At 61.5% G+C, this 22557-nt stretch carries 21 protein-coding genes; 2 read left to right on the forward strand and 19 right to left on the reverse strand.

What is annotated here, in order from left to right:
• Positions 1-9 precede the first annotated feature (9 nt).
• Genes ToN1_RS08450 through ToN1_RS08460 form a run of 3 tightly spaced genes read right to left on the reverse strand, consistent with a single transcriptional unit; the run spans position 10 to position 1880 of the window.
• The gene (locus tag ToN1_RS08450; RefSeq protein ID WP_169207985.1) at positions 10-486 is read right to left on the reverse strand and encodes an outer membrane lipoprotein; all 477 of its coding nucleotides are present in this window, start codon (positions 484-486) and stop codon (positions 10-12) included.
• On the reverse strand, positions 480-1415 hold the full coding sequence (locus ToN1_RS08455; RefSeq protein ID WP_169207984.1) for a carbohydrate kinase family protein: 936 nt from the start codon (positions 1413-1415) through the stop codon (positions 480-482). Before ToN1_RS08455 ends, ToN1_RS08450 begins: the two co-directional genes overlap by 7 nt.
• Positions 1416-1469: 54 nt before the next feature.
• On the reverse strand, positions 1470-1880 hold the full coding sequence (locus ToN1_RS08460) for an HIT family protein (protein ID WP_169207983.1): 411 nt from the start codon (positions 1878-1880) through the stop codon (positions 1470-1472).
• Between the two features lie 118 nt (positions 1881-1998).
• On the opposite strand from ToN1_RS08460, the gene ToN1_RS08465 reads away from it, so the two are divergent.
• Positions 1999-2757: a GNAT family N-acetyltransferase gene (locus ToN1_RS08465; RefSeq protein ID WP_169207982.1), complete on the forward strand. Its 759-nt coding sequence runs from the start codon at positions 1999-2001 to the stop codon at positions 2755-2757.
• A 95-nt stretch (positions 2758-2852) separates the two neighbouring features.
• The gene (locus tag ToN1_RS08470) at positions 2853-3593 is read left to right on the forward strand and encodes a lysophospholipid acyltransferase family protein (RefSeq protein WP_244861001.1); all 741 of its coding nucleotides are present in this window, start codon (positions 2853-2855) and stop codon (positions 3591-3593) included.
• A 43-nt stretch (positions 3594-3636) separates the two neighbouring features.
• On the opposite strand, the gene ToN1_RS08475 is transcribed toward ToN1_RS08470, so the two are convergent.
• From ToN1_RS08475 to ToN1_RS08550, 16 genes are all read right to left on the reverse strand, one after another.
• Entirely contained in the window at positions 3637-4434 is a 798-nt protein-coding gene (locus ToN1_RS08475; RefSeq protein ID WP_169207980.1) for a symmetrical bis(5'-nucleosyl)-tetraphosphatase, read from the reverse strand.
• 151 nt (positions 4435-4585) lie between these two features.
• Entirely contained in the window at positions 4586-6496 is a 1911-nt protein-coding gene (locus ToN1_RS08480; RefSeq protein WP_342344167.1) for a polysaccharide biosynthesis protein, read from the reverse strand.
• A 167-nt stretch (positions 6497-6663) separates the two neighbouring features.
• A complete protein-coding gene (locus ToN1_RS08485) occupies positions 6664-7260 on the reverse strand; it encodes a sugar transferase (protein WP_169207979.1) in 597 nt (198 codons plus the stop codon).
• A gap of 9 nt (positions 7261-7269) precedes the next feature.
• Positions 7270-8433, reverse strand: coding sequence for a DegT/DnrJ/EryC1/StrS family aminotransferase (locus ToN1_RS08490; RefSeq protein WP_169207978.1), 1164 nt, complete (start codon positions 8431-8433; stop codon positions 7270-7272).
• A 70-nt stretch (positions 8434-8503) separates the two neighbouring features.
• A complete protein-coding gene (locus tag ToN1_RS08495; RefSeq protein WP_169207977.1) occupies positions 8504-9130 on the reverse strand; it encodes a GNAT family N-acetyltransferase in 627 nt (208 codons plus the stop codon).
• A gap of 194 nt (positions 9131-9324) precedes the next feature.
• Positions 9325-10560, reverse strand: coding sequence for a glycosyltransferase family 4 protein (locus ToN1_RS08500; RefSeq protein WP_169207976.1), 1236 nt, complete (start codon positions 10558-10560; stop codon positions 9325-9327).
• A 98-nt stretch (positions 10561-10658) separates the two neighbouring features.
• Positions 10659-12149 carry a hypothetical protein gene (locus ToN1_RS08505; RefSeq protein ID WP_169207975.1) on the reverse strand — a complete coding sequence of 497 codons (1491 nt, stop codon included), beginning with the start codon at positions 12147-12149 and terminating at the stop codon, positions 10659-10661.
• 16 nt (positions 12150-12165) lie between these two features.
• Entirely contained in the window at positions 12166-13458 is a 1293-nt protein-coding gene (locus tag ToN1_RS08510; RefSeq protein WP_169207974.1) for a glycosyltransferase family 2 protein, read from the reverse strand.
• Positions 13455-14948 (reverse strand): lipopolysaccharide biosynthesis protein, encoded by a 1494-nt coding sequence (locus ToN1_RS08515; RefSeq protein WP_169207973.1) that lies wholly within the window; start codon positions 14946-14948, stop codon positions 13455-13457. Before ToN1_RS08515 ends, ToN1_RS08510 begins: the two co-directional genes overlap by 4 nt.
• Before the next feature lie 79 nt (positions 14949-15027).
• Complete coding sequence (gene wecB / locus ToN1_RS08520) at positions 15028-16167, reverse strand: non-hydrolyzing UDP-N-acetylglucosamine 2-epimerase (RefSeq protein WP_169207972.1); 1140 nt, start codon at positions 16165-16167, stop codon at positions 15028-15030.
• Positions 16160-17170, reverse strand: coding sequence for a polysaccharide biosynthesis protein (locus ToN1_RS08525; RefSeq protein ID WP_169207971.1), 1011 nt, complete (start codon positions 17168-17170; stop codon positions 16160-16162). Before ToN1_RS08525 ends, wecB begins: the two co-directional genes overlap by 8 nt.
• Before the next feature lie 13 nt (positions 17171-17183).
• Positions 17184-18074 carry a dTDP-4-dehydrorhamnose reductase family protein gene (locus ToN1_RS08530; protein ID WP_169207970.1) on the reverse strand — a complete coding sequence of 297 codons (891 nt, stop codon included), beginning with the start codon at positions 18072-18074 and terminating at the stop codon, positions 17184-17186.
• Positions 18075-18095: 21 nt separating this feature from the next.
• Positions 18096-19064: a GDP-mannose 4,6-dehydratase gene (locus ToN1_RS08535; RefSeq protein WP_169207969.1), complete on the reverse strand. Its 969-nt coding sequence runs from the start codon at positions 19062-19064 to the stop codon at positions 18096-18098.
• Positions 19061-20167 carry a glycosyltransferase family 4 protein gene (locus ToN1_RS08540; RefSeq protein WP_169207968.1) on the reverse strand — a complete coding sequence of 369 codons (1107 nt, stop codon included), beginning with the start codon at positions 20165-20167 and terminating at the stop codon, positions 19061-19063. The genes ToN1_RS08535 and ToN1_RS08540 overlap by 4 nt, the downstream gene beginning before the upstream one ends.
• Positions 20168-20340: 173 nt before the next feature.
• Positions 20341-21474: a GDP-mannose 4,6-dehydratase gene (gene gmd, locus ToN1_RS08545; protein ID WP_169207967.1), complete on the reverse strand. Its 1134-nt coding sequence runs from the start codon at positions 21472-21474 to the stop codon at positions 20341-20343.
• Positions 21471-22556, reverse strand: coding sequence for a GDP-L-fucose synthase family protein (locus tag ToN1_RS08550; protein ID WP_169207966.1), 1086 nt, complete (start codon positions 22554-22556; stop codon positions 21471-21473). The genes gmd and ToN1_RS08550 overlap by 4 nt, the downstream gene beginning before the upstream one ends.
• Position 22557 lies beyond the last annotated feature (1 nt).

Genomic DNA, 22557 nt, shown 5'->3' on the forward strand with positions numbered 1-22557 from the left:
CGGGGGCGCTCAGCGCGTCACGCGCGTCGTCGAGCCGTCGCGCACCACGCGCACCGAGTCGCCGGCACGGAAATCCTCGCCCTTGTCGTCCTGAACGACCGCCATGAGCTGATTGTTCTCCAGCCGGACGGTGACCTCGACGCCCTGGGAGCGCGTCGCGCCTTCCTCGATCGCGGAGCCCGCAAGGCCGCCGGCGACCGCGCCGATCACCGTCGCGATCGCGGCACCACGTCCTTCCCCGATGCCGCTGCCCGCGATGCCGCCGACCGCCGCCCCGCCGAGCGCGCCGATCGGCGTCTTGGTTCCCTCGAGCTTCACGTAGCGAACCGATTCGACAACGCCGTACTGCACCGTCATCGCCCGACGCGCCTCGCCGCGCGAGTAAGTCTCACCACCCAGTCCGGACGCACAACCGCCCAGTCCGAACCCCAACACCGTCACCGCCAATACCGCCACAGCGGCACGCTGCCTCGTACTCCTCACCATATTGCCTCTCCAAACGCCTTTGCATAACGCGCGCCGATCGCCACGCGATCCGGCGCATGATTCTGCCCCCCGCGACTGGCGATCTTGATCGATCCCATCAACGACGCCAAGCGGCCAGTCCGCGTCCAATCGTAACCTTCTGCAATTCCGTACAGCAGACCAGCCCGATAGGCATCGCCACAACCGGTCGGGTCAACCACTTCGTCGGGTGGCACGCAGGGAATCTCGACGCACCGTCCTTCCGCATAGATGCGCGAGCCCTCGGGCCCCAGCGTCACGACCAGCGCCTCGACACTTTCCGCCAACTGCTCCAGGGAACGCCCGGTACGCTCGCACAGCAGACGCGCTTCGTAATCATTGACCGTGCAATAGGTGGCCTGGTTCAAGCACTGGAGCAACTCCTCGCCCGAAAAGAGCGGCATGCCCTGGCCCGGATCGAACACGAAAGGAACGCCCGCATCGGCGAACTGCGCGACATGGTTGAGCATGCCGTCGCGACCGTCCGGCGACACGATGCCGAGCCTCACCCCGTTCGCGTCCTGCACCCGGTTGAGATGCGAGTGGTTCATCGCGCCGGGGTGGAAAGCCGTGATCTGGTTGTCGTCGAGATCGGTGGTGATGAAGGCCTGCGCGGTGAAGCTCTCCGGCACCTGCCTCACGTGATCCTGGCGCAGCCCGAGGCGCTGCAGGCGCTGGCGATACGGCTCGGCGTCATCCCCCACCGTCGCCATGATCAGCGGATCGGCCCCCAGCAGTTTCAGGTTGTAGGCGATGTTGCCGGCGCATCCGCCGAACTCGCGCCGCATGTCGGGCACGAGAAAGGACACATTCAGGATGTGGATCTGTTCAGGAAGGATGTGGCGCTTGAAGCGATCATGAAAAACCATGATCGTGTCGTAAGCCATGGAGCCGCAGACGAGGATGGACATTCGGGAACCCGGGTCGGAAAAATTCCGCCATTATAGGGTGCGGAGCCATCGCCCCTACAGCGCCGCCCGGAGCTTTGCCGCCGCCTCCTCCAGGGCCTCGCGCGCGGGATTCTTCGCCGGCCACGCCAGCCCCATCCCGTCACCCTCCCAGCGCGGCACAACGTGGATGTGGAAGTGGAACACCGTCTGGGCCCCGGCCTTCTCGTTCGCCTGCAGCAAGGTCACGCCCTCGCAGCCGAACACCGACTTCACCGCACGCGCCATGCGGGCCGCGGTACGGAAAGCTGCGCCGGCCAGCTCGTCGTCGAGTTCGTAGATATTCGCGCGATGCGGCTTCACGGCCACCAGCATGTGCCCGGGATTCACCGACTGCAAATCCATGAACACCAGCGTCGACTCGTCCTCGAACACCTTCGAAGCAGGCAGTTCACTTTTCACGATACGGCAGAACACACAGTTTTCCATTGAATCTCCCCAAACGGACGGAATCCGATTTCGTCACCCCATCGTAACGTCCTCGTCATGGCGCCGCAACGCAGCATTTCAACAATGCATGCCACACGCCAGAACAAGGATGAAAGCCATGCTTCAGAAACAGGCGCATACCGCGGAACGCCGCACCCGCAACCTGCACGTCGGGCTCGCCGGCTGCGAAACCGAAATCCTCGAAGCCCAGAAACTGCGCTACCGTGTCTTCGCCGACGAAATGGGCGCCCGCCTGCCGAGCCGCACCCCGGGCGTCGATCGCGACATCTACGACCCCTACTGCGAGCACCTGATCGTGCGCGACGAGTCCGCGGGGCGCATCGTCGGCACCTATCGCATCCTCTCGCCTGCCGCCGCGCGCAAGGTCGGCGGCTACTACTCGGAAAACGAATTCGATCTCACCCGCCTGCACCACCTGCGCAGCCGCATCGTGGAGATCGGCCGCTCCTGCATCGACGCCGACTATCGCAGCGGCGCCGTCATCGCCCTCCTGTGGGGCGGCCTCGCCCGCTACATGCAGGAGAATGGCTACGACTACCTGATCGGCTGCGCCTCCATCAGCATGGCCGACGGCGGACACATCGCTGCGAGCCTGTACAATCGGCTCAAGGAAGAACACGCCTCGCCGCTCGAATACCGCGTGTTCCCGCGCTGTCCGCTGCCGCTCGAACACCTGCGCTCGGACCTGCCGGGCGAAGCGCCGCCGCTGATCAAGGGATACCTGCGCGCCGGCGCGTGGATCTGCGGCGAACCTGCATGGGACCCCGACTTCAACACCGCCGACCTACCCATCCTGATGCCGATGACCAAGGTGGACGGCCGTTACGCCAAACACTTCATGGGACGCAAAGACTGAATCCCACTGCCCCGCCCCCTGCCGCCCGACCGACGACCGGACGCATCGTCCGGTCCTGGCGCTACCTGCGGCTCGCCCTGCACATCGCCCAAGGTTTGCTGACGGTCCTGACGGTCTATCCGCTGACCGAGAAGTCCACACACCGCCAGCTGCGCGGGCGCTGGTCGCAACACCTGCTTGCCATCCTCGGCATCGAACTGCGAACGAGGGGTGTAGCGGTGCAGCCTAGCTGCATGCTCGTCGCCAACCACATCTCGTGGCTCGACATCTTCGTCATCAACGCAATCGCGCCGTCCGCCTTCGTCTCCAAAGCCGAGGTACGCGCCTGGCCGCTCATAGGCTGGCTCGCCGCGAAGAACGAGACCGTGTTCCTGCGACGCGGCAGCCGCGGCCACGCAAAGATCGTCAACGCCGAGATCGGCGCCCTGCTCGACGCAGGACGCAACGTCGCACTGTTTCCCGAAGGCACGACCACCGACGGCAGCCATGTCCTGCACTTCCACGCTGCCCTGCTGCAGCCGGCGATCGAATCGGGCCACGCTATCCAGCCGATGGCGATCTCGTATCACCACCCGGACGGCTCTCCGTCCCGCGCTGCCGCCTACGACGGCGATCTCACTCTGGGACAGTGCATCGCGAACATCATCGCCACGCAAGGACTCGTCGCCGGACTGCACGTGGGAGCGTCGCTCGACAGCCAGGGCGTCCACCGTCGCGAACTCGCGAACGCCGCGCGCGAGGCGATCATGGGGGCCACCGGCATCGCTGAGGGTAAGCCCGAACAAGCGGGGGCTGACGAAGGCTCGGGGCTCGAGCAGCCAGCCACGATCACCTGACGCCCCCGCGCCACAACAATGAGCTGCTGCGATTGCTCGCAGGCTAAGCCTGCACCTGAAACACCGCACCATCCTCGAGCCGCACGGCGGTGAGTTTTCCGCCCCACACGCAGCCCGAATCGAGAGCGATGAGACCGGGCGTGCGGTAAAACCCCAAAGCCGACCAGTGTCCGCAAACGATGGTATGAGTAGTGCTCCGCCGTCCCGGAACCTGAAACCACGGCATCGTCCCGATGGGAGCCTTCATCGGCGGCCCCTTCGCCTGCAGCGCCATACGACCGTCGGCCGTACAGAAACGCATCCGTGTCAGCGCATTCACGATCACCCGATAGCGATCCCAGCCCACGAATTCGTCCGACCAGGTTTCTGGCTCGTTGCCACCCAGGTGCAGCAGCAGATCGTTCGCCGCCGGCCCCGCCAGCACCTCGCCCACTTCGACCGCGAGCTGCAGCGCCCGCGAAATCGTCCAGCCGGGGAGCATGCCCGCATGCACCATTGCGAACTCGCCCTCGACATGCGCCAAGGGGCGGCTCGCCACCCACGCCAGCAGTTCGTCGCGATCGGGTGCCTCCAGCACCTGGAACAAGGTGTCGTCGTCATCGAGCCGCTTGTGGCCCGCACCGACCATCAGCAGGTAAAGATCGTGATTGCCCAGCACGACCGTGGCAGCGTCGCCCAGTTCGCGCAGGAAGCGCAGCGTCTGCACCGACTCCGGTCCACGGTTCACCATATCGCCGACCACCCACAGGCGATCGACAGCAGGGTCGAATGCAATCCGCTCCAGCAGGCGCTGAAGCACCGAGTAACACCCCTGAATGTCACCTACCGCGTAAATCGCCATCGCATACTTGGCGCTTCACCGGTATCACGGAACGGCGGCGCCACAACCCAAATGAGATCCTGGCATTCTATCTTGTAGGGGCGGCTTCGGCCGCGAATCGGCATGCGGTCAAGTGACGGGGCTCTGTTCGCGGCCGAAGTCGCGCCCGCAATTACGCCCGGTCGCCGGCGCGCGCCAATTTGCTCTCGCTCTCTACGATGCGCAAGGAAGGACGCCCTCCCATCGGGACGTACTCCGGAACCCACCGCAACAACCCCCGGCGCACGTCGTCATCGGTCACCGGTCCGGGCTGTGCGAGCCACGCATTGAGCTCGGCCAGGAAGCTCGCCGCAACCGACCTCGACCGCGCGATGCGCAACTTCGGATGTGGCGTTTCGCGTGTCACTTCAGAATCCGCGAGTAATTCCTCATACAACTTCTCGCCAGGCCTAAGGCCCGAGAACTCTATCCGGATGTCGTTTTCCGAGTAACCCGACAACCGGATCATGTTGCGCGCGAGATCGACGATTTTTACCGGCTCGCCCATGTCGAGTACGAACACCTCCCCCCCCTGCCCCATCGCCGCGGCTTGCAGCACGAGTTGGGCCGCCTCGGGGATAGACATGAAGTAGCGGTTGATGTCGGGGTGCGTCACCGTCACCGGACCACCGCGTGCGATCTGCTCCTGGAACTTGGGAATCACGCTCCCGGTACTGCCGAGCACATTGCCGAAGCGCACCATCTCGATCTGAGTTACTCCGCCCCGCGAATGCAGCGCCTCGCATGCCATCTCGGCAAGGCGCTTCGTCGCCCCCATCACATTCGTCGGGTTCACCGCCTTGTCGGTCGAGATCAGCACAAAACGTTCAGCGCCATAACGCTGCGCATGCTCAGCCACCCGCAGGGTTCCAAGTACGTTATTGCGCACTGCCTGCCAAGCATTGCGAACTTCCATTAGCGGTACGTGCTTGTAGGCCGCCGCGTGGAAGACTGCATGTGGGCGCCAGGCTGCAAATAGCTCATCAAGCCGCGCCGTATCCTTAACGTCACCCGCCAAGCAAACGATCTCGACCTCCGGCCGATGCAGCGTGAACCACTGCTCGATCGTGTATAGGGCAAACTCACTCGCTTCGAACAACACCAACCGCGCCGGAGCAAAACGCGCCAACTGTCGGCACAATTCACTCCCGATCGAGCCCCCTGCTCCCGTCACCAGTACCGTCTTGCCGGTGAGCATCGCCTGGACGTGCGCAGCATCGATACGCACGGGTGCGCGCCCAAGCAGATCCTCGATCGCAACCGGCCGCATGGCGTTGATCGCAACCCGCCCACTCATCAGATCCTCGAGGCCCGGAACGGTAAAGACGTGGGCACCAGCACGGACGGCAAGATCCGTCGCACGGCGCAGGACATCGCTGGCTGCCGAGGGCATTGCGAGAATCACATGCTTCGCCCGGTGATCGGCGAGAACATCAGGAAGTTCGTCGACCGACCCAGCCACGGAATGACCACAAAGCTCCAGTCCCCACTTGGAACGGTCGTCATCAACCAGCGCGACCACGCGCCAATCGGCGCTACGCTCAAGCGCGCGGACAAGCATCAGGCCTCCGGCCCCCGCTCCGACCACGACCACGGGCTTCCCCTGTGCGATCAGCCCGCCGTACAGATGATGCTCCTTCCACATACGCCATGCGGCCCGGCCACCTCCCATCACCACAAGCAACAGGACCGGATACACGAGCATCAGCGAGCGGGGAATCCCAGGATTGCCGCGGTCGAGCGCAACAAGCACCACCAGCACCAGCGCAGACAACGCGACCGCCGTCAGCACCCGCTTCAGATCAGGCAGGCTCGCGAACACCCACATTCCGCGGTACAGCCCGGCCCAACGACACGCCACAGCCTGCGTCGCCACCAAAACCCCAAGCCCCAGAAGTAATGGCTGTTCGTATTCCGCAGGCCACTCGAAGTTAAAGCGGATCAGGAGCCCACCGACCCACGCCACCACGACGGCGAACAGGTCGAAAAGAAACACCAGCAGGGAGCGTAAGGACCTATGCATCGATTCCGTGGGCGACATCATATGAGAAGAGTCTTCTTGTTCGACAGTTGTCAGCCACGCGTGCACCCGACTGAGGAGACACGCATCTCAGGTTGCATTGAAGCAGAATCAGCGGGGCGGAGCGACTGCAAATACACTCGGTAACACGCTATGACGGCTCGCATATGCTGCCCCAATCGCATGCTTGGCTATCGTTTCATGATCGCGCCGAGCGTCGCGACGATAATTCCCAAATCCCCAAGAAAGCTATTGTTGGCAACATACTCGACGTAGTAGCGCTGCTTTATCGGCAAGATCTCCTGAACGTACGCGTCCTCGGGGCTATTCGACCGAGCAAGAATGTCGTTCTCATCCTTGAATTGAATCGATGCCCAATCCGTGACGCCAGGACGAACAGAGAGCACCTTCGTTCGCACCTCTTCCGGATAGAACGCGATATACCGGGGCACCTCTGGACGGGGACCGACGATACTCATGCGTCCATATAGGACGTCGATCAACTGAGGCAGCTCATCGAGCTTCGTCTTCCGCAGGAAATGGCCCGCACGGGTCACCCGACGGTCCTTGCCAATCGTAATCTGCGGACCTTTTGCCTCAGCATTGACGGTCATCGTGCGGAATTTGTGAATGAGGAAGGTCCGTCCGAAACGCCCGACGCGTTCCTGGCGAAAGAAGACCGGCCCCGCCGAGTCCAGTTTGATCCATCCCGCGATTGCCAGGAGCAGCGGCGAGAGCAATACCAGACCGAACGCGCTGGACAGAATATCGAAACAACGCTTTAACACTTTGAAATCCTAGCCCAGGGATTCCTTGACCGCCCGCACGACGCGCTCAACCTCGCCGTCCGTCATCCGCGTATAGAGGGGCAGCGTCGCCGTTCTGTCGAATACGCGCTGGCTCACGGGGAACATGTCCGGCTTCAAGTCGTAGCGATCGCGCCAATAAGGCTGGAGGTGGAGAGGAACGTAATGAACGCTCATTCCGATTCCGCGCTCGAACATCCTTTCGATGAACGCATCACGAGCGCGGCCCCCCCCCGCTCCAAGCTGCACCACATAGAGATGCCACGAATGCAGATCGCCCTCGCGCGGGAGGGGCGGCAATATCAGTGGAAGGCCGGAAAGAGCCTCGTTGTATTGCTCCGCAATATGCTGCCTCCGGGTCTGAAATGCTCGGGCCTTTCTCAACTGGTGGATTCCTATCGAGGCCGCGATGTCGGTCAGATTGTACTTGAAGCCCGGCGCGATGATCTCGTAGTACCAACTGGGGACGGTCGCGGTAAACCGGTCGAACGCATCGCGGTTAATGCCGTGAAGCCGCATGGTTCGCGCCCGCTTGGCAATGGCCGGATTGCGAGTCACCAGCATCCCGCCCTCGCCCGTGGTGATCGTCTTGTTGGCGTAGAAACTGAACACCGTCACATCGCTATCCAAGGTGCCGACAAGCCTTCCGTTGGACGTAGTGGGCAAGGCGTGAGCCGCATCCTCCACGACCTTTAATCCGTGGCGCCGCGCAATGTCGAGAATCTCGGACATCTCGGCGCTGCGGCCTGCAAAATGGACCGGAATGATCACCTTCGTCCGCGGAGTGATTGCGCGCTCGACTGCCTCCGGATCGATGCAGAGCGTGTCTGCGGAGATATCAACGAAGACGGGATCGGCACCCAGATAACGAACGACCTCTGCGGTGGCCGTAAAAGTGTGGGTCGTCGTGATGACCTCGTCGCCCGGGCCCACATCAAGAGCCTCGAGCGCAAGATGCAGTCCGGCGGTTGCAGAATTGACCGATATGGCCTCGACCCCGCCCTCCAGCCAGTTGGCGAAATCGTCCTCGAACTGCCTAGCCTTCGGACCCGTCGTAACCCATCCTGACCGAAGCGATGCGACAACCTCGGCGATCTCCTCTTCACCGATATCCGGCAGGGCAAAAGGTAAAAACTGTTCAACTGCGCGACTCATAAGGACGGTTCCAAACAATCAATTTGGTTTCGGAAGAGGCTCTCTGGGAAATCGGCTTCAACTTCGACAATCAAAGAACGTACTCATAATGATTCATCCGCCGCCCTCCGGACCGTTCGCTGGTCTTAACCACCCGGAACCCCAGGCTCTGGTAGAAGCGGTTCACCTTCGTGTTCCCCATCGCGTCGGTCGTCAACTCCACCGCGCCGGCGCGGAATTTCGAACATCTCGCCAGAAACTCGCTGACCAAAGCCCTGCCGCAGCCCTGATGCAGAAGGTAGGGCGCGACACCGACCGACGCCAGTTCCACCCGGCCGCAGGTCTCCAGCGACTCCCCCGAGCGCTCGCCGATTTGCTTCATATTCTCGCGGACACGTAACCACAAGCGGGGACGTAGGACCAGATGCAGGACGGCGGCCGACATCATCCTCTTCCTTCTGGAACCGAGCAACCTGTAAAATATTCCCGGGTTATAGAAGCCAGCGATAAACCCGACCACGCTCTCCCGCTCATCCAACGCAACGAGAAACACTCTGTCGGGATAATCCAGGACTGTCTGATAGTATTCCCGGAGAAAAACTGGCCCGAGCAAGGTCATCAGGAACCCAGGAAATGCCTGGCGATGAATCTCGGCGACCTGATCCAGGTCGGTTTGCTTCACAGCACGCAACACGGGCGGTGCATAACGCTTCATCATATATCAGTCGCCAATCCAAATTCTCAGGAAGGCTTTGTACGCCTTACGGACCGGGGCCGGCACGTCCTTCCAAGACAAGACTCCCTTCATTTCCTCGGGGGTCCGCTCCACAGTCACCTACAAGAAATGTTCGCCCAAAGCGCGCTCGCACTTCGCCCTCCGCCGGCTTCGACCACCGGCCCCGGGAAAGCGATTCAGGTTCTACCGGCGACCGCCTCGAGGAATTCGATATACCTTCCCGTGACCGTCGCCTTCGCGTAATGCCTTTCGAGGTGTTGTCGACCGCTTTCCCCGCTGCGAATCCTGCGCGCCGGGTCTTCGGCCAAAGATACGATGGCGTCGGCCAGCTTCGTGCCATTCTCCGCATCGACCACCATCCCGCAGCCTGATCTTCTGACCAAGGACGCCGTTTCACTATCGGAGTCGACCGACGCGATCACAGGACGCGCGGCAGCCATGTATCCGAGAACCTTGCTTGGCACCGACGAACGGCCCTTCCCTTTCAACAGCGTGACGAGGGAGATGTCCGCGGTCGCCTGGACTTCCGCGAGCCTCTCGCGCGGCTGGAACGGGACGAACAGCACGTTCCCGAGGCCGTTTTCTTCTGCGTACGTCCGCAAGCCGGCAACGGAAGGCCCTTCCCCGACAAAGACGATGCGAGCCGACGGCAGAATCGTCGCCAGAACGGACGCGGCCCTCAAAACCACCTCCGCCCCGGAAACCATCCCGATCGTCCCCGCGTACAAAATCACGAGGTGATCGGGAGAAAGCCCGAGCTCAGTGCGAAAAGAATTAATCCTCTCGTGTGGGACGACTTCGTTGAGATCGATCCAATTCGGAATCACTGCGACGTCGCCGGCGTCCGCCCCCTTGCCGACGCAATGAGCCTTGAAGTGCTCGCAGATGACCGCCAATCCAGCGGCCGACCGGTAACCCAGTCTTTCCACCCACCGCAGCATTCTGACGAACAGCGGATTCTTCACTAGGCCCAGCTCAATCGGGACGTCAGGATGAAGGTCCTGCACGTTCAGAATCAATTTCGCACTTTTCAGCTTTGCGATGATCGGCAGTGTCATCCCGACGGAAAGTGGCTGAAAGACGGCGAAAATCAGGTCGCAGCGTCCGCCGAACAGTAATGCGCAGCCCGAAGTCAGCGTAAACGACAAGAACGTCAGAATTCGACTGAGCTTTCCTGGGCCCCGCTTCGTATACAGGTAGGTACGGCAAAGCTTTACGCCGTCAGCCACATCCCTCAGGTACAACCGCTTCCGGTAACCGCCGAAAACGACGCCAGACGGATGGTTGGGGAAACCCGTTATGACCGTCACGTCATGACCCGCCGCACTCATCGCTTGCGCCAACTCTCGGATCATGTAGCCGATCGGCGCCTGCTCGGGCGGATACCACTGCGATACGAACACCACCTTCATTCAGACCCTAGACCTCAAACATGAGGCGTCTCACTGCCTCTATTCATGAACATCGCGCCTTCCCTGATCGCGCGCTTCCCAACGCTAGCCGCAGCGGTTTAGCCCGACGGAGATCGGCGGCGACACGACTCAGGCTGGACCGCCCGCTGGAGTCTAATCATGAAGTAGGCGACCACCAAGGCCGGAGCCAGGGTACGAAACATCTGGGACACCTGGTAGATCAGCGAATACTTGAGGGCGATGACACAGGTTGCAAAGAGGAACACGTAGGCAACATTCGCCAGGAATTTCTCGCGTCGCGCCAGAGCCCAATGCGCGAGCAATCCGAATCCTAGGCCGGTCACTAGGCCGCGCACGGCGAGATCCCCCTCTCCGCCCCAGATCGCACTGTCGGCGATGGGCCCCATCGTCTGCGGCGGCACGACGGCATCGGGGAAGTAGTTGCGCGCGTACCAGTACTGCGAATTGAACTGCGTGTGCTCGAAGAAGGGAACCGCGGTAAAGAAGTCATTGAACAAGATCAACCAGTCCCGCTCCGGCAAAATCCCGTTCAAACGTTCGACGTAGAGATGGAAGCTTGTGTAGTACACGGCGCCGAACTCAGTGGCAATTCTCAGCCCTCGCTCCGAAAACTCCCTAAGTGCCGCATGAATATCGAACTCGGCGGCTCGATAGAACTCGACGGCGGTGAACAACACGAGCAAGACGCCAAGGTACAGCAGGCCCTGCTGGAACCTTATCTTAGCTACGTTGAAATGATATAGGCATGCAACCGCAAGTAGAATCGACAAGGTCTCGATCCGTGAACCGAGGGAGTACGACAGTTCGTAGGTGACAATGAAAATGACGAAAAGGACGATCGGGAACTTGAACTTGCGATAATCCGAAAACATCAAAGTCAGCGCCACGTAATAGCCCCCGCCTTTCAATATCAGACACAGGAATGCGAAACGCTTTGCCATCGGGGACAACGCATCGAACCGGGTGTAGTGGCCGTAGTAGTCGTCGACCGGGGCCGACAACAGACTCACGGCGATCATACACGACGACACCATCACCACCACGGCGGCAACGACCCACCCGCTGACCGGGGATGGGCCGGGGCGGGGAGGTGCTCCGGTGCCGCCCCCCCTCGCGAGCAGGTACGCCCCCATCACCGTGACGGCAAACAGGCAGTGGCGCCAGAGATGAAGGCCCAACTCTTCTGGCTGCGGATTCAGCACTGCAAAGTTCAATGCGTCGAAATTCGGCGGGAAGTTGAAGTTCAGGATAAGGAAGTTCAGTGCCGGGATGACGGAATAGGCGACGGTAAATCCCGAAAAAATGAATCCGACCTCACCAAAAATTCCGGACTTCACCCGACTGCTCAAAACCACGCAGAACAGGAAGAAGGCGAACAGGATCACCAGCGCGGGGAGGGCCACGGCCTGCTGACGCTCGGACAACAAGATAACGGAGCCGAGGACAGTCAGGAGGAGCGACAGCAGCACGACGGCGATCCGCCCCTCGAGTTCGACGAGGGCTCGTGACACCAGGGAGGAAGCCGTCGCGGTATCCACCGCCTCGGGCTTGACTTGCAAATCGATCATCAGCGGGGGGGGAAACCTATTGTTCGAGCTTCGGGAACAAAGGCCCCTTGCCGGAAGAGACAAGAAAGTAACTCAAAGACCGCTTGACGATGTTGAGAAGATTCCCTGGCATGAGGTCACGATAGAACCGCCCTAGGTATTCCGCCGCGTAGGCGGCTTCGACGATGTTACCGATCCGGTAGCGAGACGCATCGAGAAAGATGGCGCGGGGGTTAATCCCGCTCCCCATGAACGGCGTCTTTTCCTTCTTCCTGTGCGATCTCGCCATGAGCGCATCAAAACGTGCCGCGAGGCCGTGGCGCAAGGCGATGTTCCTGAGAATGCCCAATTCGCGCAGCAGCCGATCCTGTCCGTAGAGGCCGTGCGCTAGTTCGTTGATTCCCGCTTCGAGGACGCGCCTGAAATCGATGGGCGGAACTACGCCGCCCCAACCGGGGAGGTCCCGCGCTGTCAGCAGATAATCCACGGTCATCAGAGTAATCAGCGGGGAATACGGTTGCGCGGCCAACTCGTCGTGCATCGGTACCGCATCGACCGCCTTGAAGAACGATTGGGAGTTCTTCTTGGCCGCCTCTTCGTTGGCCAGATAGTTGAGACCCTGGGACGTGGGAGACAGTCCGTACAGCGCAAACGGCGTACCCGAGAAGGCGAAGTTCTTGACCTCCCCCGCCAGTACGATGCCCGAGTAGCCGTCAGGCGTTGGGCAGCTGTAGAAGCGCCCTTCCTTGCTGCGGCTCTGCACCTGCCGGACCAGCCGCGTCGACGCGACGCCCTTGACGTAGGACATCGGCGATTCGATGTCGCCGAGGTAGTTCAGATGCTCGACCTGCCGCGCCAGGAAAGCCCGTGAATCCACGATACGGTCCTTCTTCGGGTGATAAAGCATCAACTGCCCCTCGGGGCCTCGCACCTTGGGATAGGTGTAGAGCGGCGCCGCCCACGACAGCAGTTCGAGCCGCGTGTCGTGCAGCACGTCCCTCATCCCGTTGATACCGCCCGGCATCAATCCGTCATCGCCGCCGAGGGCGATCACGAAACCCGGCTCGGCCAAGTCGAGGACGTATTCGAAGTTGTCCCGCATCCCCGGACTCCTCTCGTTGCTCCGGTACTTGATACGCGGGTCCTGACGCGACGCCTCCTGGACGACCTCCCGTGTATGGTCCGTACTGCCGTCGTCGGACACCAGGACTTCCAGGTTGTCGTAGTCCTGCATCATGCAAGTGCGCAGGGTGTGACCGAGATAGTCGGCCCGGTCCTTCGTCGGGATGATGACCGTAAAGCGGGGGTTGGTTTCTTTCGACGTAGTCATTGGGTCTCCGTGGCGCGGAGTGCAGCCTTCTTCAGCGGGAGTTTTGTGTAGGTAGCCATCAGGCACGGCAGGAGAACGGCGCAGGTGGCGGCGATCCAGGATGCCAAGCCCCAGCGGGCGAGATCTTCCGGCATCAGTTGCTTGGATACAAGGAGCACCGGCAGCGTCGTGACGAAGGGCAACAGCACGACCTGTCGGTACCATCTCACCGTCTCTCCGGGAAACAGCACGCGGTTCATCAGCCATAATCCGAAGGTGATTTCGATGGCGCCGTGAACCAGCATCATGGTCGTACCTCCCACCGCGCCGAAGCTCTGAATCGCCAGGAACGCCGTCGGGGCGCCCACCGCGAGAGCGGCTGCCATCAGCGCGCTGTGGAGCGAGGTCCAGCCCGAGGCCTGCTGGTAGGCGGCGGGAAGCCACATCAGGCCCGCACATGCCGTGCCGAGGATCAGCAGCCGGAAGATTTCCGAGGCCAGGGGATCGGGGTTGCCGATCCACACGACGATCAATTCGCTGCTGAAGGTCCAGCCGATCGCAGCTGCTGGCACGATGAAAAGGCCCGCGAGGCGGCAGGCCTGGTAGTACGCGGATCTCAGGCCTGCGAGGTCGCCGCCGGCCTTCAACTGCGAGAACAACGGGAAGTACGATCGGTAAAAGGCGAACACGACCATCTGCAGAAACCCCGCGCCGGCGAAGGCAAGCGAATAACGACCGAGATCCTCGGTGGCCACGAGCTTGCTGAGGAGGATGCGGTCGGTGTTGGCGAGCAGCATTCCGAGCAAGGCGGTGACGAACATTCCAAAGGCATAGCGACGCAGCGCCCGGCCTACGTCCGCGCCTCGCGCTGCGCCCTGCCCCGGCGCATCGCCTATTCCGCGCAGCAGAACGCCGCGGGTCACATACGCCATCGTCAGCGACGAGCCTCCCTGGAACGCGAAAAACGTCGCGATGTCCCCGGTGAAATACAGGATCAGCGCGCCGCCGAGATATCGCAGACCGTGCCCGAGCATCTGCAGAAGGTTCATCGCGCCGTGATTCTGCAGCCCGGTCAGGCCGTTGGCGTACAGCGACCCAACGATCTGCCCCGCCACCGACAGGGCCATGAACCGGACGGCCAGAGCCGTCTCCTCCGGCTGCAGCACCTCCAGCCGCAGCCAGCTCGAGGCGATCCACGATGCTGCAAAGAAGATCGCGGCGCCGACCAGAAGTGCGACGGCGAGGCAGATCCGCTCGACGGTGGACAGCAGTGCGCGATAGCCTTCCGCCGCGCGGCCGCTTCCCCGATAGGCGGCGAATTCCTTGAGCAGCGACGCGCCGAGACCGAAATCGAAGATGAGGAAGATGTACAGCAGGAGCTGCCAGAATGCGACGAGGCCGTATCCCTCCATCCCCAGCATAGAGATGTACCACGGAGTCGTGAGGACGACCAGCGCACCATTCCAGGCATTGCCAACGAAGTTCAGCCCGATGTACTTACGGATGCTCACGAGTCACCGGGACGAGGCATGCGAAGGGTTGGCGGCGCCAGATGACGCGGAGTCGACCTAGCGCAGACGGATGCTTCGATCAATCGACGCCCCTCTTGTGCCAAACCTTGCGATTGACGAAATCGGTATAGCTCAAGATGATCCGGAGTACCTTCCTGGAGACGTTGTCGGGCTGGTAATCGTGCACCATCCGTAGTACCCGGCGTTCTCCCCGGGGCTGGGAGTCCAGCACCTGCAGCGCCTGCAGCACCCGCTCCTGGGACAAGCCGACGAACATCACCGCCGCCTCTTCGAAACCCTCCGGCCGTTCATGGACTTCGCGGAGGTTCAGGGCGGGGAAATTCAGGATCGAGGATTCCTCGGTGATCGTTCCGCTATCGGAGAGGACGCAGCGCGCCTGGATTTGCAGGCTGACGTAGTCGAGGAACCCGAACGGCTTGCAGAAGCGGACTAGGGCGTTCGCCTCGAGGCCCAGCGCGTCCATCCGCTTGCGGGTGCGGGGATGGGTGGACACGATAACCGGCTCGCCGTACGCCTCCGCCAGGCGGTTCAGGATGCCGAAAAGCCTCGCGAGGTTTTCCGGAGAATCCACGTTTTCTTCCCGGTGAGAGCTGACGAGGAAATATCGTCCCGCAGTGAGATCGAGGCGCTGCAGCACGTCGGACGCGGCAATGCCCTCGCGATAGTGCTCGATCACCTCCCGCATCGGGCTGCCGGTCTTGATGACCTGCTCGGGGGGCAAGCCTTCACGGAGCAGATACTCTCTCGCGATCTCGCTGTACGTGAGATTGATGTCGGAAGTGTGGTCGACGATGCGCCGGTTGATCTCTTCCGGGACGCGGAAGTCGAAGCAGCGGTTGCCGGCCTCCATGTGGAAGATCGGGATCTTCTTCCGCTTGGCCGCAATCGCCGCAAGACAGCTGTTCGTGTCGCCGAGAATCAGCAGCGCCTCGGGCTCGAAGGTCGTCATCGCCTTGTCGGCCGCCATGATGACGCGCCCGATCGTCTCGGCGGCATTCTCACCCGCCGCTTCGAGGAACATGTCGGGCTTGCGGATGCCGAGATCGTTGAAGAAGACCTCGTTCAGCTCGTAGTCGTAGTTCTGCCCCGTATGGACCAGGGTGTGCTCGCAGAACTTGTCCAACTCGGCGATGGTCCGCGACAACCGGATGATCTCCGGGCGCGTCCCGACGATCGTCATGACTTTCAGCTTAGCCATTCAGCGCCTCGCGGATGATGTCCAGGCTCATCAGCGTCCGGATGACGCCTTCGATGTCGAGACGCTTCGTGTTGTGCGACGTGTAGTCGTCGAGCGTGGAAATCTCCTTCTCGCCCTCGACGAAGTACTTGTCGTAATTCAGATCCCGGGCATCCGCCGGAATGCGGAAGTAGCCGCCGAGGTCCTCCGAGCGCGCCATTTCTTCTCGCGACACCAGCGTCTCGTAAAGTTTTTCGCCGTGGCGCGTGCCGATGACGCGCGTTTCCGACTCGCCGTGCAGGAGCCGCTTCATCGCTGCGGCAAGGTCGCCGACCGTCGAGGCGGGCGCCTTTTGGACGAAGATGTCGCCGGGCCGGGCGTGCTCGAAAGCATACAGGACGAGATCCACGGACTCCTCCAGCGACATCAGGAAGCGCGTCATGTTCGGGTCGGTGATCGTGACCGGCTTCCGCGCCAGCAACTGCTCGAGAAAGAGCGGGATCACCGAGCCGCGGGACGCCATCACGTTGCCGTAGCGCGTCGCAGACAGGACCGTCCGCCCCCCGGCGCACAGCCGCGACTTCGCCACCATCAGCTTCTCCATCATCGCCTTGGAGATGCCCATCGCGTTGATCGGATAGACCGCCTTGTCCGTGCTCAGCACGACGCAGCGTTCGACCTGGTGCGCGATCGCAGCGCGCATGACGTTCTCGGCGCCGAGAACGTTGGTCCGCACGGCTTCCATCGGGTAGAACTCGCAGGATGGCACCTGCTTCAACGCAGCGGCATGGAATACGTAATCCACCCCTTGCAGCGCGTCGTGGACCGCATCGTAATTGCGCACATCGCCGATATAAAACTTCACCTTGTCGTTCTTCAACGCGATGCGCATGTCCTCCTGCTTCTTCTCGTCCCGGCTGAAGATGCGTATCTCGGAGATGTCCGAATCGATAAAGCGCTGCAGCACCGCGTTGCCGAACGACCCGGTCCCCCCGGTGATCAGCAGAGTCTTGCCCTTGAACATTCTTGAATCCTTTCTAACCAAAATCCCGCATGCGGGTCACGAGATCGGGCCATTTCTCGGCCCGGAATCCCGTCGCACTCCTGAACCGTTCCGAATTCAAGGACCGGTCGATGACGAAAACCTCGTCGGGCTCGATGTCGACGGCCTTTCCGTACGCTCTGGCGACCAATGTGAGCAGGTCGTACTTGCTGATCGGGTCGGCCGAGACGTGGTAGAGGCCATGGAGCTCGGGATTCGGAATCACGTAGTCCTTGATCACCCGCGCGATTTCGACGGTCGGCAGGCCCGAGAAGATGGCCCGCTTGAAACCCCGCACCTTCGATTCCTGCGCGAGAAACCACCCGATCAGGCTGCGCGCCCCTTCCAGTTCGTGGCCGATGATCGAAGTTCGCAGCGCGATGGCGTTGGGGTAATCCACTTCACCGAGCAGCTTGCTGCGTCCATAAAGATCGGTCGCGTCCGGCAGGTCGTTTTCGGTGTAATCGCCCTTCGTCCCCGCGAAGACGCAGTCGGTGCTCAGATGCACGAGACGGGAGCCGACCAACGCGCACATCCGCGCCAGGCGATGCGGCAGCAGGGAATTGATCGGAAGGGCGGCCAGCGGGTCGTCCGCCTCCGACAACTGTTTCACCAGCCCGATGCAATTCACGACCACGTTCGGGCGAACGTCGGAAAACAACCTCAGCAGTGCGTCCGCGTTCTCGACGTCGACCCCCGCGATCAGGCGCTGGCGAACGGCCGCGTCGAAGAATTGCGCCGAACGCGCAGAGCGCAGCGTGCCGAAGACCTCGAAGCCTTCTTCGCCGCTGAAAAACTTGAAAACCGCGTTCCCCAGCATCCCGGAGGCGCCGAGAACCAATATCTTGACCTTGTTCAATGCAGTTCCCCAGGCCGCGCGGGCCATTGATCATCCACCCGAATCACGTCATCGCCCCCCATTGGCAGCCTCGTACGCGGCGCTGCACAACGCCGCGATGACGTCGTCGACATCCAGCGTCGGGCTCCAGCCGAGTTCCGTCCTCGCTTTCCTTGGGTTGGCTCGTCCCGTCGGAATGTCGGTCGGACGGAACAACTGTTCATCGACTTCGAGATGTCGGTTCCAATCCAATCCAAATTGATCGAACACCTTTCGGACGAAGTATTCGAGCGACACGGTGCGCCCCGTAGCAATCACGTAGTCGTCCGCGCCGGATGCGTTGAGCATTCGCCACATTGCATCGACGTAGTCGGGCGCCCAGCCCCAATCGCGTTCGACTGATATGTTGCCGAGCTTCAGTCGGTCGCATTCGCCTGCGGCGATGCGGGCGGCGGTGCGGACGATCTTCTGCGTCACGAAACGGTCCGGACGCAGGGGGGATTCGTGGTTGAAGAGGACGCCCGTGCAGGCGAACAGACCATACGCTTCGCGGTAGTTGCGTACTAGCCAGTGCGCCGTCGACTTGGCCACGGCGTAGGGACTGCGAGGCTGAAACGGCGTGGATTCCGTGGCCGGGGCGTTTCCGGTGTCACCAAAGCATTCGCTCGATCCCGCGTTGTAAAAGCGGAGCGGACGATCGACGAAGCGTAGCGCCTCGAGCAGGTTCAGCGTCCCACCGGCGATGCTTTCCATCGTTTCGACCGGTTGCTCGAACGACAGACCCACAGAAGACTGGCCAGCGAGGTTATAGATCTCGTCAGGGGCGTGGCGCTTGACCGTGTGCAACACGCTGCGAAAGTCATTGAGCGCCATCGAGATGGTCTCGATACGGTCGAGAATCCCGAGGCTGCGCAGCGCATCGAAACGGCTCAAGGTTGCGTCGCGCGACGTTCCGACGACATCGTAGCCCTTTTCCAGCAGGAGTTTCGCCAGATAGGCACCGTCCTGGCCGCCGACCCCGCAAATCAGTGCCTTCATGCAGCGATCCTTCGATAGATATCGAGCGTCTGTTGGGCGCATCGCTGCCACGAAAATACGTCGAGGCGCGCCCTTCCGCGCGCGATCAGCTCTGCGCGCCGCGCCTCATCCGAGGCGACGCGCTCGATCGCCGCGCACATCGATTCCGTGTCGGACGGATCGAACATCTCCGCAGCATCTCCGACCACCTCCGGAATAGAGCTAACGTTGCTGCATGCGACGGGACAGCCGAAGCTCATCGCTTCCAGCGGCGGGATGCCAAAACCCTCGTAGCGCGACGGGTAGACAAAAGCTCGCGCCTGACGATAGTAGGACGCCAGAACGCTATCATCGCCCGCGACCTGCCGAACGCGCGAAGCCGCGGCACCCAGTTTCTCGACCGCGTCGCGCTCTCGGGCATTGAACTCGCCGCCCCCGAAACAGACCAGGTCGAACTCGGCTTGCAGGAACGGCGAACTCGCGTACGCGCGGACTAGGCCGTCGAAGTTCTTGTAGCCGCTGCGGTTCCCCACGTAGAGGAGATACGGGCGATCGGACGCCTCGTCCTGCGACGGCTGCGAGCCCTGGGGTCTCAACGTGAATCCAAGATGGACGACAGACGTCTTCTCCGGCGGGACGCCCAGGAATTCGACGAGATCCTTTCGGGTTTGCTCGGAGATGCAAATCACATGGTCGGCCCGCAATACGGCGGCCGCCTTTTCCCGTCTCGTCGGATCGGCGATCGAAAAATTCTCGGGAAAGCGCTCGTGGATCATGTCATAGACGGTGAGCACGACCTTCGAGCCCTTGGGCGCCGCGGTCCGGGTCGAATAGTAGGTTTCGTGCACAATGTCGGGCCGAAACCTCCTCATCCCCGGCCACCCGAGCACCGCGTTCACTGCCCGGTAGATCCTTCCGCTCTTTGGAAAGACAGGCACCCGAACTCCAGTGACGAGTCCTACCGCATCCGATTCGGCGAGGTACCGGTTGACGTATAGCGGGCAAATGATGTTGACATCTTGGCCGCAGGCGCCGGCGAGGCCGGTCGCCAACTCGTAGGCGTAGCGTGACACCCCGCCGTACTCCTGCCAGCCAAAGATCTGGTGATCGAACGCAATTCTCATTTCGTAACTCTTGCATCACTCGTTACTGTGCTCGCCATGGCGCCAGGCCACCCGTTCGCAGGTCCCTGCAGCCGTGCGCCTTGGAGAAAGACGGCGGCCGAACTGCTGGTGCTAAACTCCGCATCCAACTTCTCCGTCTCGCCGTCGCCGGTATTCCGGAGTCCATTGCTCGATCAGGACTCCACGCTGACGTTGACCTGATACCCGTGGCTCTTCAGCAGCGCATGCTGCCGCGCCTGGGCGAGGTCCGCGGCAACCATCTCCCGGCACATCTCCTGCACCGTGATCTCCGGGGTCCAGCCGAGCTTTTCCTTGGCGCGGGACGGATCGCCGAGGAGGGTTTCCACTTCGGTGGGCCGAAAATAGCGCGGGTCGATGCGGACGATGACGTCGCCGCGCTTCAATGCCGGCGCCTTCTCGCTGTTGACCGATTGAACGACCGCATGCTCCTCCACGCCCGAGCCGACGAAGCGCAGCTCGATCCCGAGTTCGGCAGCCGACCACTCGATGAACTGGCGTACGCTGTACTGCACCCCCGTCGCTATGACGAAGTCTTCGGGCTGCTGCTGCTGCAGCATCAGCCATTGCATTCGCACGTAATCCTTTGCGTGGCCCCAGTCGCGCAAGGCGCTGAGGTTCCCCATGTAGAGACAGCTCTCTAGGCCTTGGCCAATGTTGGCGAGACCGCGAGTGATCTTGCGCGTGACGAAGGTCTCACCGCGTCGAGGCGACTCGTGGTTAAACAGGATGCCGTTGCACGCGTACATGCCATACGCTTCGCGGTAATTCACGGTGATCCAGTACGCGTAAAGCTTCGCCACCGCATAGGGGCTGCGCGGATAGAAGGGCGTCGTCTCCTTCTGGGGGATTTCCTGAACCAAACCGTACAGCTCGCTCGTAGAAGCCTGGTAGAACCGAGCCTTCTTCTCCAGTCCGAGGATGCGAATCGCCTCAAGGAGGCGCAACGTGCCAATCGCGTCCACGTCGGCGGTGTATTCAGGGCTTTCGAAACTCACCGCCACATGACTCTGTGCGCCGAGGTTGTAGATCTCGTCGGGCTGGGTCTCCTGCACGATCCGGACAAGATTGCTGGTGTCCGAGAGATCGCCGTAGTGCAGTTTGAAACGCGCGTTCTCGATATGCGGATCCTGATAGACATGGTCGACGCGTTGTGTGTTGAACAGGCTCGCGCGCCGCTTGATGCCGTGGACGACGTAGCCCTTCTCGAGCAGGAACTCCGCAAGATAGGAACCATCTTGGCCGGTCACGCCGGTGATCAGGGCAACTTTCGGGTGAGTGTTGGTCATCTTCTCGATTCTTTGCTCAGGTAGTTGGAATAGGCCTGTTCAAGCCCCTGCTTCAGATCGATTTTGGCCTTCCAGCCCAGCCGCTCGAGGCGGCCGCTGTCCATCAGCTTTCTCGGTGTCCCATCGGGCTTGCTGCAGTCGAATGCAATCTGGCCTTGGTAACCGACGATCTCGGCCACGAGCACTGCCACCTCTCGTATGCTCAGGTCTTTGCCGAATCCGACGTTGATGTGGCTCAGCATCGGATGCGTGTTAGCGTCGTAAACCTCCTTGTCGAGGTTCATGACGAACACAGAGGCCGACGCCATATCGTCGACATGCAGGAACTCGCGGAACGGAGTGCCGGTGCCCCACAGAGTCACGATCGGACGCGTCCTGACGGTGCTTTCGGCGGTAATCGGCGCTGCGGGGTCCAACCCGATCATTGCCTTGATGTCCTGAGCGATCTCTCCGTGGGCGGCCTCGTCGGCCACGATCGCACTAACGTCCCCTTGGGCCGCGAGCTTCGCCAAATGCAGCTTCCGGATCATCGCCGGCAGCACGTGGCTGTTCGACAAGTCGTAGTTATCGCCCGGACCGTATAAATTGGTCGGCATGACGCTACGATAGTCGCGACCGTACTGGCGATTGTAGCTCTCGCAGAGCTTGATGCCGGCGATCTTGGCGATCGCGTACGGCTCGTTGGTTGCCTCAAGGGCACCAGATAGCAGCGCATCCTCCCTCATCGGCTGTGTCGCGAGGCGCGGGTAGATGCAGCTGGAGCCGAGGAAAAGCAGCTTTTGCACCCCACTGCAGTGGGCAGCATGGATGACATTGGCCTCGATCATCAGATTCTCGTAGATGAACTCGGCAGGATACACGTTGTTGGCATGAATGCCGCCGACTTTGGCTGCCGCGAGGTAAACCAAATCAGGCCGTTCCGATTTGAAGAAATCGCCGACCGCGGCTTGGTTTGTCAAATCAAGTTCGGTGCGAGTACGTGTGACCAACTTTCCGCATCCGGTGCTTTCGAGTTGTCGCAGAATCGCGGAACCAACCATCCCGCGGTGCCCGGCAACATAGACTTTCAAGTTAGCTTTCATT

The organism is Aromatoleum petrolei (genome assembly GCF_017894385.1).
In the GTDB taxonomy this organism is placed as follows: domain Bacteria; phylum Pseudomonadota; class Gammaproteobacteria; order Burkholderiales; family Rhodocyclaceae; genus Aromatoleum; species Aromatoleum petrolei.